General features: G+C 72.3%; 11 protein-coding genes. 4 read left to right on the forward strand and 7 right to left on the reverse strand.

Features of this window, described 5'->3' with window-relative positions:
• Positions 1-16 precede the first annotated feature (16 nt).
• From IEZ27_RS55275 to IEZ27_RS17090, 3 genes are all read left to right on the forward strand, one after another.
• Positions 17-1,510, forward strand: coding sequence for a BTAD domain-containing putative transcriptional regulator (locus IEZ27_RS55275; RefSeq protein ID WP_189648093.1), 1,494 nt, complete (start codon positions 17-19; stop codon positions 1,508-1,510).
• Between the two features lie 32 nt (positions 1,511-1,542).
• Positions 1,543-3,315, forward strand: a complete 1,773-nt coding sequence (locus IEZ27_RS17085; protein WP_189648094.1) for an NAD+ synthase — start codon at positions 1,543-1,545, stop codon at positions 3,313-3,315.
• A gap of 134 nt (positions 3,316-3,449) precedes the next feature.
• On the forward strand, positions 3,450-4,568 hold the full coding sequence (locus IEZ27_RS17090) for a DNA alkylation repair protein (RefSeq protein ID WP_189648095.1): 1,119 nt from the start codon (positions 3,450-3,452) through the stop codon (positions 4,566-4,568).
• On the opposite strand, the gene IEZ27_RS17095 is transcribed toward IEZ27_RS17090, so the two are convergent.
• The 6 genes from IEZ27_RS17095 to IEZ27_RS17120 all read right to left on the reverse strand — a co-directional run bounded on the left by IEZ27_RS17095 (position 4,529) and on the right by IEZ27_RS17120 (position 11,958).
• Positions 4,529-5,749 carry a hypothetical protein gene (locus IEZ27_RS17095; protein ID WP_189648096.1) on the reverse strand — a complete coding sequence of 407 codons (1,221 nt, stop codon included), beginning with the start codon at positions 5,747-5,749 and terminating at the stop codon, positions 4,529-4,531. The two genes, IEZ27_RS17090 and IEZ27_RS17095, sit on opposite strands and share 40 nt — an antisense overlap.
• Entirely contained in the window at positions 5,746-6,123 is a 378-nt protein-coding gene (locus tag IEZ27_RS17100; RefSeq protein WP_189648097.1) for a cupredoxin domain-containing protein, read from the reverse strand. Before IEZ27_RS17100 ends, IEZ27_RS17095 begins: the two co-directional genes overlap by 4 nt.
• Complete coding sequence (locus tag IEZ27_RS17105; protein WP_229824062.1) at positions 6,120-8,207, reverse strand: right-handed parallel beta-helix repeat-containing protein; 2,088 nt, start codon at positions 8,205-8,207, stop codon at positions 6,120-6,122. The genes IEZ27_RS17100 and IEZ27_RS17105 overlap by 4 nt, the downstream gene beginning before the upstream one ends.
• Positions 8,208-8,345: 138 nt before the next feature.
• Positions 8,346-8,963: a TetR/AcrR family transcriptional regulator gene (locus IEZ27_RS17110; RefSeq protein WP_189648099.1), complete on the reverse strand. Its 618-nt coding sequence runs from the start codon at positions 8,961-8,963 to the stop codon at positions 8,346-8,348.
• A 7-nt stretch (positions 8,964-8,970) separates the two neighbouring features.
• Positions 8,971-10,512: an MFS transporter gene (locus IEZ27_RS17115; protein ID WP_189648100.1), complete on the reverse strand. Its 1,542-nt coding sequence runs from the start codon at positions 10,510-10,512 to the stop codon at positions 8,971-8,973.
• Positions 10,513-10,731: 219 nt separating this feature from the next.
• A complete protein-coding gene (locus IEZ27_RS17120) occupies positions 10,732-11,958 on the reverse strand; it encodes an MFS transporter (RefSeq protein WP_189648101.1) in 1,227 nt (408 codons plus the stop codon).
• Positions 11,959-12,092: 134 nt separating this feature from the next.
• Here IEZ27_RS17120 and panB point away from each other — a divergent pair, with 134 nt between their 5' ends.
• Complete coding sequence (panB, locus tag IEZ27_RS17125) at positions 12,093-12,920, forward strand: 3-methyl-2-oxobutanoate hydroxymethyltransferase (protein WP_189648102.1); 828 nt, start codon at positions 12,093-12,095, stop codon at positions 12,918-12,920.
• Positions 12,921-12,936: 16 nt separating this feature from the next.
• Here panB and IEZ27_RS17130 read toward each other — a convergent pair whose 3' ends face one another.
• A complete protein-coding gene (locus IEZ27_RS17130; protein ID WP_189648103.1) occupies positions 12,937-13,872 on the reverse strand; it encodes a serine/threonine dehydratase in 936 nt (311 codons plus the stop codon).
• Positions 13,873-13,898 lie beyond the last annotated feature (26 nt).

The raw sequence follows: 13,898 nt of genomic DNA on the forward strand, positions 1-13,898 counted from the left end.
TACGCTTACCCCTGACATGCTGACATTCACCGCACTGGGACCGTTCCACGCCTGGAGCGAAGGCGTCCCCCTCGACCTCGGCGGCCAACGGCAGCGGGCGGTGCTCGCCCGTCTGCTCGTGGCGGGCGGCCGGGCCGTGCCCGTGCACACCCTCATCGACGAGTTGTGGCCGGGCGATCCGCCCGCGCAGGCCCTGTCCACCATCCAGGGCTACGTCTCCCGGCTGCGCCGCGCGCTGGAGCCGGGGCGGGCGCCGCGCGAGGAGGCCGAGGTGCTGGTCTCGGCCGCCCCCGGCTACGCGCTGCGGGCCGCGACCGAGCAGGTCGACTCGTGGCGGTTCGAGAGCCTGGTGAAGTCGGAGGGCCCGCCGGAGCAGGTGTGGGCGTCCATGGAGAGCGCGCTCGGGTTGTGGCGCGGGCCGGCGCTGGCCGAGTTCGCCGAGCTGACCTGGGCGGCGACCGAGGCGGGCAGGCTGGAGGAGCTGCGGCTGATCGCGGTCGAGCGGCGCGCCGGCGCGGGTCTCGCGCTCGGCCGGGCCACCTCGCTGGTGGCCGACCTGGACGCGCACGCCTCGGCCCATCCCCTGCGCGAGGAGGGCTGGCGGCTGCTGGCCCTCGGCCTGTACCGGATGGGCCGCCAGGGCGACGCGCTGGCCGCGCTGCGCCGGGCCCGCGCCGTGTGGCGGGACGAGCTGGGGCTCGACCTGTCGGCCGGGCTGCGCCGGCTGGAGGCCGACATGCTGGCCCAGCGGCTGGAGGAGCCGCCGCCCCCGCCGTCCGCCACCACCACGACCGGCGTCACGACCGGCGTCACGACCGGCGCCGCGGCCGGGGAGAAGGTGCTGCGGGTGCTGGTGGCCGACGACCAGGCGCTCGTACGGGCCGGGCTGCGGGCCATGCTGGGCGCCGAGGAGGGCGTGACGCTGGCCGGCGAGGCGGCCAACGGCGAGGAGGCCATCGCGGGCGTCCGCGAGCACCGGCCGGACGTCGTCCTGCTCGACATCCAGATGCCGCACCTGGACGGCCTGGCCGCCGCCCGCCGGATCCTGGCCGGGGAACGCCCGCCGAAGGTCGTCATGATGACCACGTTCGGCAGCGACGAGAACCTGTACGCGGCGCTGCGCGCGGGCGTGAGCGGCTTCGTGCTGAAGACCTCGGCCCCCGAGCAGTTCCTGGCCGCGATCAGGGCCGCCGCGGCCGGCGACGCGCTCATCGACCCGGCGGTCACCACGCGGCTGATCTCGGCGTTCGCCGGCCGTACCGACCCGGCCTCGCCGCCGGCGCTGGCCGGGCTCTCCGACGCCCGGCTCGACGTGCTCAAACTCGTCGCGCGCGGGCTGACGAACCGGCAGATCGGCCAGACGCTCGCGCTGCCCGAGGAGGAGGTGGCGGTGCTGGTGAAGTCGCTGCTCGACCACCTCGGGCTGTTCGACCGGGCGCAGCTCGTCATGGCGGCGTACGAGTCCGGACTGGTGACTCCCGGGGACAAGGGACACTTTTCGTCGCTTTGACGATAAAAATCAGGTCGTACTAGGCTAATGACGTGGCACAACTGCGCATAGCCCTCGCACAGACCAATCCGACCGTCGGCGATCTGGCCGCCAACGCCGAACGGCTGGTCACGTGGACCCGCGACGCCGCGGAACGGGACGCCCACCTGGTCGTCTTCACCGAGATGTTCCTCACCGGCTACCCCGTCGAGGACCTGGTGCTGCGCACGTCCTTCGTGGACGCCAGCATCAGGACCCTGGAGGAGGTGGCGCGCCGGCTCGACCGCGAAGGGCTGGGCGACCTGCCGGTGGTCGTCGGCTATGTCGACCGCGCCGGGCTGGCGCCCAGGGTCGGCCAGCCCAAGGGCGCGCCGCTGGACGCCGCCGCGCTGCTGCACAAGGGCGAGGTCGTCGTCCGCACGGCCAAGCACCACCTGCCCAACTACGGCGTGTTCGACGAGTACCGCTACTTCGTGCGCGGCGACCGGCTGCCGATCGTCCGGCTGCACGGGGTGGACGTGGCGATCGCGGTCTGCGAGGACCTCTGGCAGGACGGGGGCCCCGTCGCCGTCGTCGGCCAGGCGGGCGCCGGGCTGCTGGTCGTGCCGAACGCCTCGCCGTACGAGAAGGAGAAGGACGACGTACGGCTGGAGTTGTGCGCCCGCAGGGCGCGCGAGGCCGGCTGCGCGCTCGTCTACGTCAACCAGGTCGGCGGCCAGGACGAGCTGGTCTTCGACGGCGACTCGATCGTCGTCGAAGCCTCGGGCGAGCTGGTCGCGCGGGCCGGCCAGTTCCGCGAGGAGCTCCTGGTCGTGGACCTGGACCTGCCGGTCTCCGAGGCCGAGCCCGGGACGTTCCCCTACGACGCGGGCGACGGCACCACGATCACCGTCGAGCGCCGGGTGTTGTCGCAGGCCCCCGTGGAGCCCTATCAGGCGGTGCCCGCCGGCATCGCCGAGCGCCTCGACCCGCACGCCGAGATCTACTCGGCCCTCGTGCTGGCCGTACGCGACTACGTGGCCAAGAACGGCTTCCGGTCGGTCATCCTGGGCCTGTCGGGCGGCATCGACTCGGCCCTGACCGCGGCCATCGCCTCCGACGCGATCGGCCCCTCCCGGGTGAACGTCGTGCTCATGCCCTCGCGCTACTCCTCCGAGCACTCCCTGGCCGACGCCGAGGACCTGGTGGCCCGCCAGGGCATCAACTCCGACATCGTGCCGATCGTCCAGATCGTCACGGCGTTCGAGAAGGAGATCGAGCTGTCCGGCCTGGCCGCCGAGAACCTCCAGGCCAGGGTGCGCGGCATGATCCTCATGGGCCTGTCGAACGAGCACGGCCACCTGGTGCTGACCACCGGCAACAAGAGCGAGCTGGCGACCGGCTACTCCACCCTCTACGGCGACTCCGCCGGCGGCTTCGCGCCGATCAAGGACGTGCCGAAGACGATGGTGTGGGCGCTGTCCGAGTGGCGCAACGCGCACACCCGCGAGGACTTCCTGATGACCGCCGAGCGGCCGATCCCGGAGAACTCGATCACCAAGGAGCCCAGCGCCGAGCTCCGTCCCGACCAGCGCGACACCGACTCGCTGCCGCCGTACGAGGTGCTGGACCGGCTGCTGGACGACTATGTGGAGAAGGACATGGGCTCGCAGGAGCTCATCGCGGCCGGGCACGACCCCGCGCTGGTCACGCGCGTGATCAGGCTGGTCGACCTGGCCGAGTACAAGCGCCGCCTGTACCCGCCGGGCCCCAAGATCACGCCGAAGAACTTCGGCCGGGACCGCCGCCTCCCGATCACCAACCGCTGGCGGGAGACGACGGGCTGATCCGCCCGTCCCCAAGGCAACTGGCCAGGCCGAGCCGCCCGTCCCCAAGGCACGAGCCAGGCCGAGCCACCCTGCCCCCTTCCCCGAGGAGCGGGCCGCGCGGATTGTCGGTGGCGACTGGCAGGGTGGTGCCCGTGGCACAACCGCTCAAAGACATGATCAACGCCCGGTCCGTGTCGGTGCTGGCCGACGGCCTGGCCGCCGTCTGGCCCGCGTTCCCGCGCGCCCGCTTCGCCGAGCGGGCGGAGGCCGGGCTCGGCCCGCTGGAGCTGAAGGACCGGGTCAGGCACGTCTCCGCCGCCCTCCACGACGCCCTCCCGCTGCCCTACCCGCGGGCCGCCGAGCTGGCCCGCGCCTGCGCCGCGCGCGGGGAGCTCGACCTGTGGAGCGGCTGGCCGCTCACCGACCACACCGCCGTCCACGGTCTCGGCCATCTGGAGGAGGCGATGGCGACGCTGGCGGCGATCACGCCGTACTCGACGGGTGAGTTCGCCGTGCGCCCCTACCTCGACCGCCACCGCGACGACGCCCTCAAGATCATGTACAGCTGGGCGGAGTCGCCCGACGAGCACCTGCGCCGCCTGGCCTCCGAGGGCTCGCGGCCCCGGCTGCCCTGGGCCGGCCGGGTCGGCTGGCTGATGGCGCCCGGCCCCACCCTGCCCCTGCTCGACCTGCTGCGCGACGACCCGAGCGAATACGTCCGCCGCTCGGTCGCCAATCACGTCAACGACCTGGCCAAAGACCATCCCGACGCGGCGCTCGCCCTGCTGGCCCGCTGGGTCGGGAGCGGCGGCTCGCACGTCGAGCGCGTCGTACGCCACGCGGCGCGCGGGCTGCTGCGCGCTGGGCATCCCGAGGCGCTCGAACTGCTGGGCGCCACGCCGGGCAGCGGCTCGGCCGACGCCCTCACCCTCGACTCGGCCGTGGTCCCCGTCGGCGGCAGCCTGGCCTTCACCGTCACGGTCACGGCGGGCGCGCCCGGCCCGCTGCTGCTCAAGTACGCCGTGCGCCGGGCGGGCTCGCGTCGCGTGTTCCATCTGGGCCGGCGCGAGGCCGCCGCCGAGGGGACGGCGTTCACGGTGCGCAAGAGCCATTCCTTCCGCCCGGTCACCACCCGCAACGAGCCGCCGGGGCCGCGTGAGCTCGACGTCATCGTCAACGGCCGGGTGGCCGCCACCGTGCCCTTCACCCTGGTCGAGGCCGCTCCCGCCGGTCAGGCGGCGAACAGCAGCGTCAGCCCGCCGACCGTGTAGCAGATCATCAGCACGAACAACGGGAGCTGGCCCGCGACCGCCCGCGCGGGCGGCAGCAGCCGTACCGAGCGGTCGTGGGCGGCCACCACGCCGACGACGTGCCCGATCACGATGGCCGCCACCTGCACGACGGCGACGGTCGCCGGGGAGACGGCGTTCTGGTCCACCCGGGCGTCCAGGCCCAGCGCCAGGATGACCGCGCGCCGGCCCTCGACGACCAGCAACGAGAAGTAGTGGGCGACCAGGTAGCCGACCGCGATCGGCACCAGCGAGTGGGCGAAGCGGGGGGCCAGGCCGCGGGTGCCGCCGATCAGCCCGGCCGCGCCCAGGCAGGCGGCGTACAACAGCGCCACGCCGGTGACGGCGGTCAGCAGGCCGATCGTGCCCAGGCCGGTGCGGCCCAGCGGGCCCGACTGGAGGGCGTCCACCCAGGCGGGGGCGGAGGAGAAGCCGTCGTAGCCGGTGCTGCCCAGCAGCACGCACACGGTCGCGACCAGGCCGGGGGCGGGCACGACGGCGTCCAGGCCGTCGAAGGGGTTGCGCAGCACGCGGGTGCCGTCGGCACGCCTGCCGACGGGTGAGAGCTGGCCGATCAGGGTCGAGTACACCTCGAACGGGTCGCCGCGTTCCAGCCAGGCGTGGCCGTACACGGTGGTGCCGGCGAGCTGGGCGGCGCCGTACAGGGCGAAGAAGAGCAGCAGGGTGGCGGGGGCGGCGGGCTCTGGCGCGACCAGCTCCATCCAGGTGAAGGCGAGCAGGCCCGCCGCGGCGGGCCGGTAGCCGAGCCGCGCCGGGAGCGGCCGGCGCGGCCGGTCGGGCAGCAGCCGGAACGGGTTCAGCCCCCGCCACACCGGCCCGAACAGCAGTGAGGCGGGCACCAGCCCCACCCAGAACAACACGTAGACCAGGTACGGCCCGGCGTTCCCCTCCTCGGGGCCGACCGCGAGCAGGCCCAGCGTGTAGCCCGCGACCAGCAGCGTCAGCACCCGCGCCGGCCGCGCGGGCAGGCGCAGCGCGATCACCGTCCCGGCCCGGTCCCCCCGGAAACGCGAGTCCGCCCAGAGCAGGCCGAGCGCCAGGAACGACACCACCAGCGCCGCGAACGCCCCGGCGTAGGCGTAGAACAGCGGGATCGGCAGGTCGCTCCGGCCGCCGACCCCGTGCGCGAGCAGGTACGTCATCGCACCGCCACCTGGGTCAGCACGAGCCGGCTCCGGTGCGTCTCCACCTCGAACACGCCGGTCAGGTCCGCCGTGAAGCGCACGGTCTCCGGCACGCCGGGCCGCAGCTCGGCCTCGATGTCGTAGCCGTGCACGTGCAGTTCGTCGGCCACGTCGCTGGTGACCGTGATGCTGACCGGCCGCCCCTGGGCGACCTCCAGCCAGCCGGACGGCGGGCTCACCCGGCCGCCCGCGACGGTGATGACGGCGACGGCCTGCCCGTCCGGCGCGGACGTGGCCACCTGGTGGCTGTTGCCCGGCACGTGATGGGTGTCCGACAGCGGTCCGCAGCCCGCCAGGAGCACGGCCGCCGCCGCCCAGGCCGCCCTCCTCACGCCCGTGCCCCGGCGGCGGGCGCGTCCTCCGTACGGCCGCGCCGCGGCGCCAGCACGACCACCGCGCACAACACCCACACCCCGGTCAGCAGCCCGCGCACCCACCCCGGCCCCACCGGGACGAACGGCACCGAGTACACCACCCGGTCGAAGGCGTCCACGCAGGCCAGCAGCCCGAGCACGATCGTGAGCCAGCCGAACGCCGGCCGCCTCGGCCGCAGCGCCACGCCCAGGCACAACCACCAGTCGGCCATGAGCAGCAGCGCGAGGGCCGCGAGCAGCGTGCTGTCCTCGGTCGCGGCCACCACGTCCATCGTCAGCCCCGCCAGCCCGCCGAGCGCCCCGGCCACGATGAGCGCGTGCCTGCGGGCGCTGACGTACGTCACCGCCGGGGCCACCCCGTTGGCCGACGGCCCGGCCCCGCGTCCGCCCTTGTGGAGCCGTACGGTCGCGCCCGACCGCCGCCAGAACAGCACCGCGAACAGCGCGAGCACCACCGAACCGCCGAGGGCGAGCTGGGCCTCCACCTTGCCGAGCCCGGACTCGCCGAACCAGTCGCAACCGGCGGGCAGCCGTGCCTCTGCCGCGCTGAAGTCGGCGCACAGGTAGAGCTTGGCCAGCTTGACGGGCTCGGCCAGCACGCGGCTCGTCCCGGCGGACAACTCCGGCGCGCGGGCGGCGCAGACGGGCAGCGCGGCGGGCGTCGAGCGGCCCGCGTCGCCCTGCCAGCAGTTGCCCGTGCCCTGGCCGTCCCACCACACGTCCAGGCCGTTGGGCCGCCGCTCCCCCGCCGGGCCGACGCCGAACACGTTGCCCTCGTAGCGGTTGTGGTTCGAGGTGTCGGCCTGCTTGGCCAGGTCGTTCTCGCCCCTGATGAACGCGGGCACCCCGAAGAGCTGGAACGCCGCCCGCCGGTGCCCCCAGACGCGGTTGTTCCTGAAGACGTTGTAGTTGCCGCCCGCGACCAGGATGCCCGTGCCCGGCGGCACGCCCACCTGGGAGCAGACCACGCCGTGCTCGTAACCGCGCTCGGCCGGAGGTCTGGCGCAGGTGCCGTCCCGGGTGTAGCGGTTGTTGTCGTAGATCTTGTTGTTCTCGAACTTGGCGTGGTTCTGCGGCAGGCCGGGGTGGCCGGGCCAGAGGCTGTCCATCGTGGCGCCGACCATGTTGTCGTAGAACTCGTTGTCGTGCACCCACATGGAGTCGCCCGCGGTGCCCGAGTAGCCGAGCGCGTTGTCGTGGCTCTTGCAGCGGCGGATCTCGATGGCGTACCTGGGCACGTCGTGGCCGCGGCCGTCGTTGAGGTTGGAGGCGCTGCCGGGGTACAGGCCGCCGTCGCCGTTCCCGTACGCCTCGCAGTCGGTGTAGAGGCCGTGGTCACTGGCGAAGGTGAGGAAACCGTACTCGTCGTTCCAGCGGGTGAGCACGCGGTCGATGACGAAGCCGTCGGTCTCCAGCACGTACAGGGAGTTGAACGTGGTGCGCTGGGCGGTGAAGTTCCGGAAGTAGACGCCGTCGGTGCGGTCGGCGCGGATGGCGTTGAGCTTGCGGTACTCGGCGTCGACGATGACGTCCAGCGGGCCGGCGCCGGTGCCCTCGATCTGGAGGTCCTTCTTGCCGAGGACGGCGACCAGGTTCTGGTTGTGCGGGCACTGCAGTTGCTGCTCGAAGGTGAGGATCTGGTAGCCCCAGCTCGACCAGCGGGCGGGCAGCCTGGCGCAGGCGCCGGTGGGGGCGGCCTGGCTGGGTTCCTCCCGGTAGAGTCCGGGCAGGATGGCGATCGTCATCCCCGGCCGCTGAACGCGATCGACCGCGTCCTGTAAGTTCCTTACCCCTTGCTGCTGACATTTCGCGAAAAGGTCGAGATTGCGCTGTCGCAGCTCCGCCGGAAAATTCGCGATTCGACGCTCAAAGTCGGCTTTGTCGTCCTTGCAGACGAGCAGGTCGGGTTCGCCCGTCCGTAGCGCCGGCACCGTCCCGGTCCCGTCCGGCAACGTCACCGGACGTTCCTCGTGGGCCAGCGCGGCGCCGCCGGGTAACAGCAGGCCGAAGGTGAGCACGCCGAGGATCGCGATTCTTCGCATGGGGGGCATGGCGCGAGATTAGAACAAGGCTCACCTTCTGAACAGGCCGCCTGAGGCTCGTACGGACGGCCCCTGCGCCGCGGGGCCGACGACTCACGGAGGCGCCTCGGTGCGCGCCTCCGTGGGAGTCAGGACGTCTCAGGACGTGGCGCGCTCTCCGGCCAGCCCGAGCAGGACCGTGTCGACCACCCGTTCGGCCAGGTCGAGCGGCAGGTCGCCGGGCGGGCCCCACTTCGTGTGCCACATCATGGCACCCGAGAACAGCGCCATCGCCAGGTCGACGTCGAGGTCGGACCTGAGCTCGCCGTTGGCGACACCGCGCTCGATCACCGAGCGCAGCGCCTGCCTGCGCGGCTCGACGGCCCGCTTCACGAAGCGTTCCATCAGCCGCGGGTAACGATCGGCCTCGCCCAGCGCGATGTTCATCACGCAGCGGGTACGGGCCTGCCCCGCCTCCTTGCGCATCGCGTCGAGCAGGGAGATCAGGTCGTCGCGTACGGAGATGCCGGACAGCGGCGGAAGCGGCGCCTTCAACGTGGAGAGCGCGTCGACGACCAGATCCTCCTTGTTGGACCAGCGCCGGTAGATCGTGGTCTTGCCGACGCCCGCCCGCGACGCGATGGCCTCGATCGACAGCTCCGACACCCCCATGCCCTCGCCGATCAGGTCGAGGGTCGCGTCGATGATCGCCTTCTCGGCCTTCTCGCTGCGCGGACGGCCCGCCGGGCGGGCAGTCCCTGAATCCTGGATCGTCATCGCGGCCTCACACTACCGCTGGTTCCTTCTGTTCCGCCTGCTGGACCGGACGCGCCTTCCCCGGCATCCACTTGGCCACCACCGCGACGCCCACCAGGGCGATCACGGCCGACACGATCGCCGTGACGTGCATGCCGTCGACGAAGGCGGTGAAGGCGGACTTGACCAGCGCCTGGCCCTGCTCGCCGAGCCTCCCGGCGAAGCCCATCGTCGCCATGATCGACTCACCGGCGGCGTGCGGTGCGCCCGCCGGCAGCGCCGAGGCGATCTCGCCGCGGTAGCTGCTCGACAACACCGAGCCGAGCACGGCCACGCCCAGCGCGCCGGAGACCTGGCGGACGGTGTTGCTCATGGCCGAGCCCACACCGGCCTTCTCCCTGGGCAGCGCCTCCATGATGGCGGTGGTCGCGGGCGGCATGATGTTGGCCATCGCCGCGCCCTGGACGAAGAAGATGATCTCGATCAGCACCACGGGCGTGTCCACGTCCATCAGGGCGTAGCTGCCCAGGGCCGCCGTCACCACGAGCATGCTGACCGTGGCCGACAGCTTGGCGCCGAAGATCTGGTGCACCCGCTGGCTGAGCGGCGCGAAGATGAGCTGCGCGGCGGCGAACGGGATCATCAGGGCCCCCGCCTGGATCGGGCTGAAGCCCAGCACGATCTGCAGGTAGAAGGTCAGGAAGAACATCCCGCCCATCATCGCGAAGAAGACGATGCCCATCATGCCGATGGCCGAGCTGAACCGTACGTTGCTGAAGTTGCGCACGTCGAACACCGGGTTGTCGATGCGGCGCTCCCACCACACGAACACGCCCAGCACCAGCACGCCGACCACCGTCGGGACGATCACTTCGGCGTCGACCAGGGTGGCCAGGTCGCCGCCGCGGATGATGCCGTAGACCAGGGCCACCAGGCCGATGATCGACAGCAGCACGCCCACCGGGTCGAGTTTGGACGGCTTCGGGTCCCGCGACTCGGGCACGAAGACGCCGATGAGCACCATGCTGATCACCACGATCGGCACGTTGACCAGGAAGACCGAGCCCCACCAGAAGTGCTCGATCAGCAGGCCGCCGGTGATCGGGCCGATCGCCACCGCAAGCCCCACGCCACCGGCCCAGATGCCGATCGCCTTGCCGCGCTCGCCGGGCGGGAACACGTTGGAGATGATCGCCAACGTGGCCGGCATGATCGCCGCGCCGCCGATGCCCATCGCCGCCCTGGCGAAGATCAGCTGCGTCGGGTCCTGGGAGTAGGCGCTGGCCAGCGAGGCCAGGCCGAACAGCGCCATGCCGATGAACAACATGCGCTTGCGACCCGTACGGTCACCGATCACGCCGAAGGTGAACAACAAACCGGCGAACACCAGCGTGTAGGAATTGATCGCCCATTCGAGCTGGCTCTGCGTCGCGCCCAATCCGACATGGGGGTCGGAGATGGTCTTCATCGCCACGTTGAGGATCGTGTTGTCCAGCACGACCGCCAGGAGGCTGAACACCAGCACTCCGAGGATCCCCCAGCGCCGTGGATGCCCTTCGTTCGGGTCCATGGAAACATCCTTAATTTCGATACGTCTGAGTTTCGCAACGACACCGTATCGCAAGACATTCCGATACGCAACGGTCCCGTTTCGTAACTTCCACATGACGGGAGAAGTGCGCACGAGGAAACAACCGGCAAACCAGATCCGCCGCCCGCACGGGCCCTCACGGACACACGCCGACCCTCAGTCCGGCCCCTCAGCCGGCAGTCAGAAAACGCCCCCGGCTCAGCCCGCCGTGGCCGCCGAAGGTGCGGACTGCTCCTCGGCAGAGACGGGCACGGCCACCGCCGCCGGGCGTCTGCGCCAGAACGGGAGCGCGACCACCACCATGGCCACCCCGGTCAGCCCCGCCACCACGAACGCCCACGTCGGACCGCCGCCGTCGATGATGGCCCCCGCGATGGGCGAGGACGCCGCGCCGCCGATGAGCAATGCGGTGCCGTGCAGGCCCATCGCCTCTCCCCTGGCCCCGGTCGGCACCCAGCGGCTGAGCACGTCGACCGTCGAGGACAGCGCCGGGGCACACAGCAGGCCCGCCGGCAGCAGCGCCAGGATCAGCCAGCGCCAGTCGGCCCCGGCCAGCCCCACGGGGATGGTCAGCAGGCCCATGCCCGCGATGAGGGCCAGCGGCGAGAAACCGCGCGACAGGCCGCCGTAGACGAAGCCGCCGACCAGCGAGTAGAGGCACCAGATGCCCACGGCGACGCCGACCCACCCGGTCTCGCCCGCGGAGTTGATGGTGGCGACCAGCCCGAGCTCGGTCGCGGTGAGGATGAACGTGGCCGCCGCCGTCGTGCCGAGCAGCGCGACGAACCCCGGGGTGAGCCACTGCCGCCGCGGCACCTTCACCACCGGCTCCTCCAGCTCGACCGCCGAGCGGACGGGCGGGTTGAAGGCGATCAGGCCGATGCCCGCCGCCGTGATGCCGACGCCGATGACGATCAGCGTCGTCTTGCTGCCCAGCGTGGTGATGCCGGCGGCGGCGAGCGCGGGACCGGTCATGTACGACAGCTCGACCAGCATCGAGTCGAGGGTGAACCCGGTACGCCGCTGCTCCGGGGGCACCAGCGCGGCCAGCGACTGCCGGGTCAGGCTGAACACCGGCAGGTTGAGCAGGCCCGCGACCGCCGCCGCGACCGCCAGCGCGGGCAGCGGCAGCGCCCACGCGCACGACCAGAACACCGCCTGGGCCAGCGTGGTGACGACGAGCACGGGACGCACGCCGTGGCGGTCGACGAACCGGCCCGACAGCGGCGAGCCGATCGCCATGCCGACCGTGCTGGCCATCGTGACCACGCCGGCCTCGACATAGCCCAGGCGCAGCCCGAAGACCACGTGCAGGGTCAGCGCCATCCCCATCGCGGTGGCGGGGACGCGCGCGAGCATCCCCACCAGGAGCAGGGTGCGGACGCCTGGGAGCCGGAAGAGCCGGCGATATTGGTCGAGAGCCATGGTGTGTCGTTTACCTCCGCGTCGATTGTGTCAAGAGGCACCGACAGTTTCGCCACTGGATTTCCCTCCATGACATCATCGAAGGAGTCCGGGGACGTCACTGGGACGCCTCGAGACGTTTCTGGAGGTTGTCCATGTCTTCGACCACGCTGTACGGCGGTGTCTCAGGGCGCAGGGTCACCGTCCGCGACCTCGCGGCGGCCAAGGAGCGCGGAGAGCGGTGGCCCATGGTCACCGCCTACGACGCGATGACGGCCGGGGTGTTCGACCAGGCGGGGGTGCCCGTCCTGCTGGTCGGCGACTCCGCGGCCATGGTCGTCTACGGCTTCGACTCCACCCTGCCCGTCACCCTCGACCATCTCGTCCCGCTCACCGCGGCCGTCGTCCGGGGCTCCTCGCGGGCGATGGTGGTGGCCGACCTGCCGTTCGGGTCGTACCAGGGGTCGGCGCAGCAGGCGCTGGAGTCGGCGGCCAGGTTCATGAAGGAGGCGGGCGCGCACGCGGTCAAGCTGGAGGGCGGCCGGCGGGTGCTGCCGCAGGTCGAGGCGCTGGTCTCGGCGGGTGTGCCGGTCATGGCGCACCTCGGACTCACCCCGCAATCGGTCAACGCGCTCGGCGGCTACCGGGTGCAGGGGCGCGGGCAGTCGGGTGACGAGCTGATGGCCGACGCCAAGGACCTAGAGCGGGCGGGGGCGTTCGCGGTGGTGCTGGAGTGCGTACCGGCCGACCTGGCGCAGCGGGTGACCACGTCGCTGGCGATCCCCACGGTCGGCATCGGCGCCGGGCCCGCGACGGACGCGCAGGTCCTGGTGTGGCAGGACCTGATGGGGCTGACGCCGCGCCCGGCCAAGTTCGTCAAGCGCTACTTCGACCTGGCCTCGGAGATGGACCGCGCGGTGCGCGCCTTCGCCGCCGAGGTCAGCTCGGGCGCCTTCCCGGCGCCCGAGCACACCTACAGCTGAGCACACCTGCAGCCGGTCACCCCGCCGCGCCGGACAGCGTGGCGGGGTCGGTGTTGGAGCCGCACACGACGACGGCCACCCGCTCCCCGTCGGCCGGCCGGTGGACGCCGGACAACAGCGCCGCGTACGCCGCCGCGCCGGCGGGCTCGGCGACCAGGCGGTGCCGCTCCCACAGCGCGCGCCGGGCCGCGATGATCGCCTTGTCCTCCACCAGTACGCTCTCCACCCCCACACCCGACAGCACCTCGAAGGCCAGCGCGCCGAGCTGCGTGGCCCCGAGCGCGTCGGCGGCCACGCCGCCCACCTGCACCGGCACCGGGCGGCCCGCGCGCAGCGCCTCGTGCAGCGTGGGGATGGCGTGGGGCTCCACCGCCACGATCCGCGGGGCGTCGCCCCCGGCCCGCGCCCCGAGGGTGGTGCCAGCCGCGAGGCCGCCGCCGCCCACGGCCACCACGATCGTGTCCACGCCCCCGGTCTGCTCCATGATCTCCAGGCCGGTCGTGCCCTGCCCGGCCAGCACCTCGGCCTGGTCGTAGGCGTGCACGGCCAGCGCCCCCGTCTCGGCGGCGCGCTTGGCGGCGGCCTCGGCGGCCTCGGAGTAGATGGCCCCGACCTGGGTGGTGTGCGCGCCGAGCGCCCTGAGCCCGGCCACCTTCACCGGGCTCGTCACCTCCGGTACGAAGATCTCGGCCCGCACCCCGAGCGACCTGGCGGCGTGGGCGACGGCCAGGCCGTGGTTGCCGCCGCTGGCCGCGATGACCCCCGCGGCGGGCAGCGTACCGGCCGACAGGATGCGGTTGAAGGCACCGCGCACCTTGAAGGAGCCCGAGTGCTGCAGCAGTTCGAGCTTCAGGAACAGGCCCGGCGAGATCTCCAGGACGGGCGTGCGCAGCACGTGTCCCGAGATCCGTACGGCCGCGTCGAGGACATCGTCGTAGGTGACGGCGGTCACGGCTCTCCCTTGGTCATGGCTCGGAG

The sequence above is a fragment of the Nonomuraea spiralis genome, from assembly GCF_014648435.1.
Taxonomy (GTDB): domain Bacteria; phylum Actinomycetota; class Actinomycetes; order Streptosporangiales; family Streptosporangiaceae; genus Nonomuraea; species Nonomuraea spiralis.

Excerpts from the sequence above, each read along its gene's own strand:
- IEZ27_RS55275 (WP_189648093.1), top strand. The coding sequence starts at position 17 with ATGCTGACATTCACCGCACTGGGACCGTTCCACGCCTGGAGCGAAGGC.
- IEZ27_RS17095 (WP_189648096.1), bottom strand. The coding sequence starts at position 5,749 with ATGACGTACCTGCTCGCGCACGGGGTCGGCGGCCGGAGCGACCTGCCG.
- IEZ27_RS17105 (WP_229824062.1), bottom strand. The coding sequence starts at position 8,207 with ATGCGAAGAATCGCGATCCTCGGCGTGCTCACCTTCGGCCTGCTGTTA.
- IEZ27_RS17110 (WP_189648099.1), bottom strand. The coding sequence starts at position 8,963 with ATGACGATCCAGGATTCAGGGACTGCCCGCCCGGCGGGCCGTCCGCGC.
- IEZ27_RS17115 (WP_189648100.1), bottom strand. The coding sequence starts at position 10,512 with ATGGACCCGAACGAAGGGCATCCACGGCGCTGGGGGATCCTCGGAGTG.
- IEZ27_RS17120 (WP_189648101.1), bottom strand. The coding sequence starts at position 11,958 with ATGGCTCTCGACCAATATCGCCGGCTCTTCCGGCTCCCAGGCGTCCGC.
- panB (WP_189648102.1), top strand. The coding sequence starts at position 12,093 with ATGTCTTCGACCACGCTGTACGGCGGTGTCTCAGGGCGCAGGGTCACC.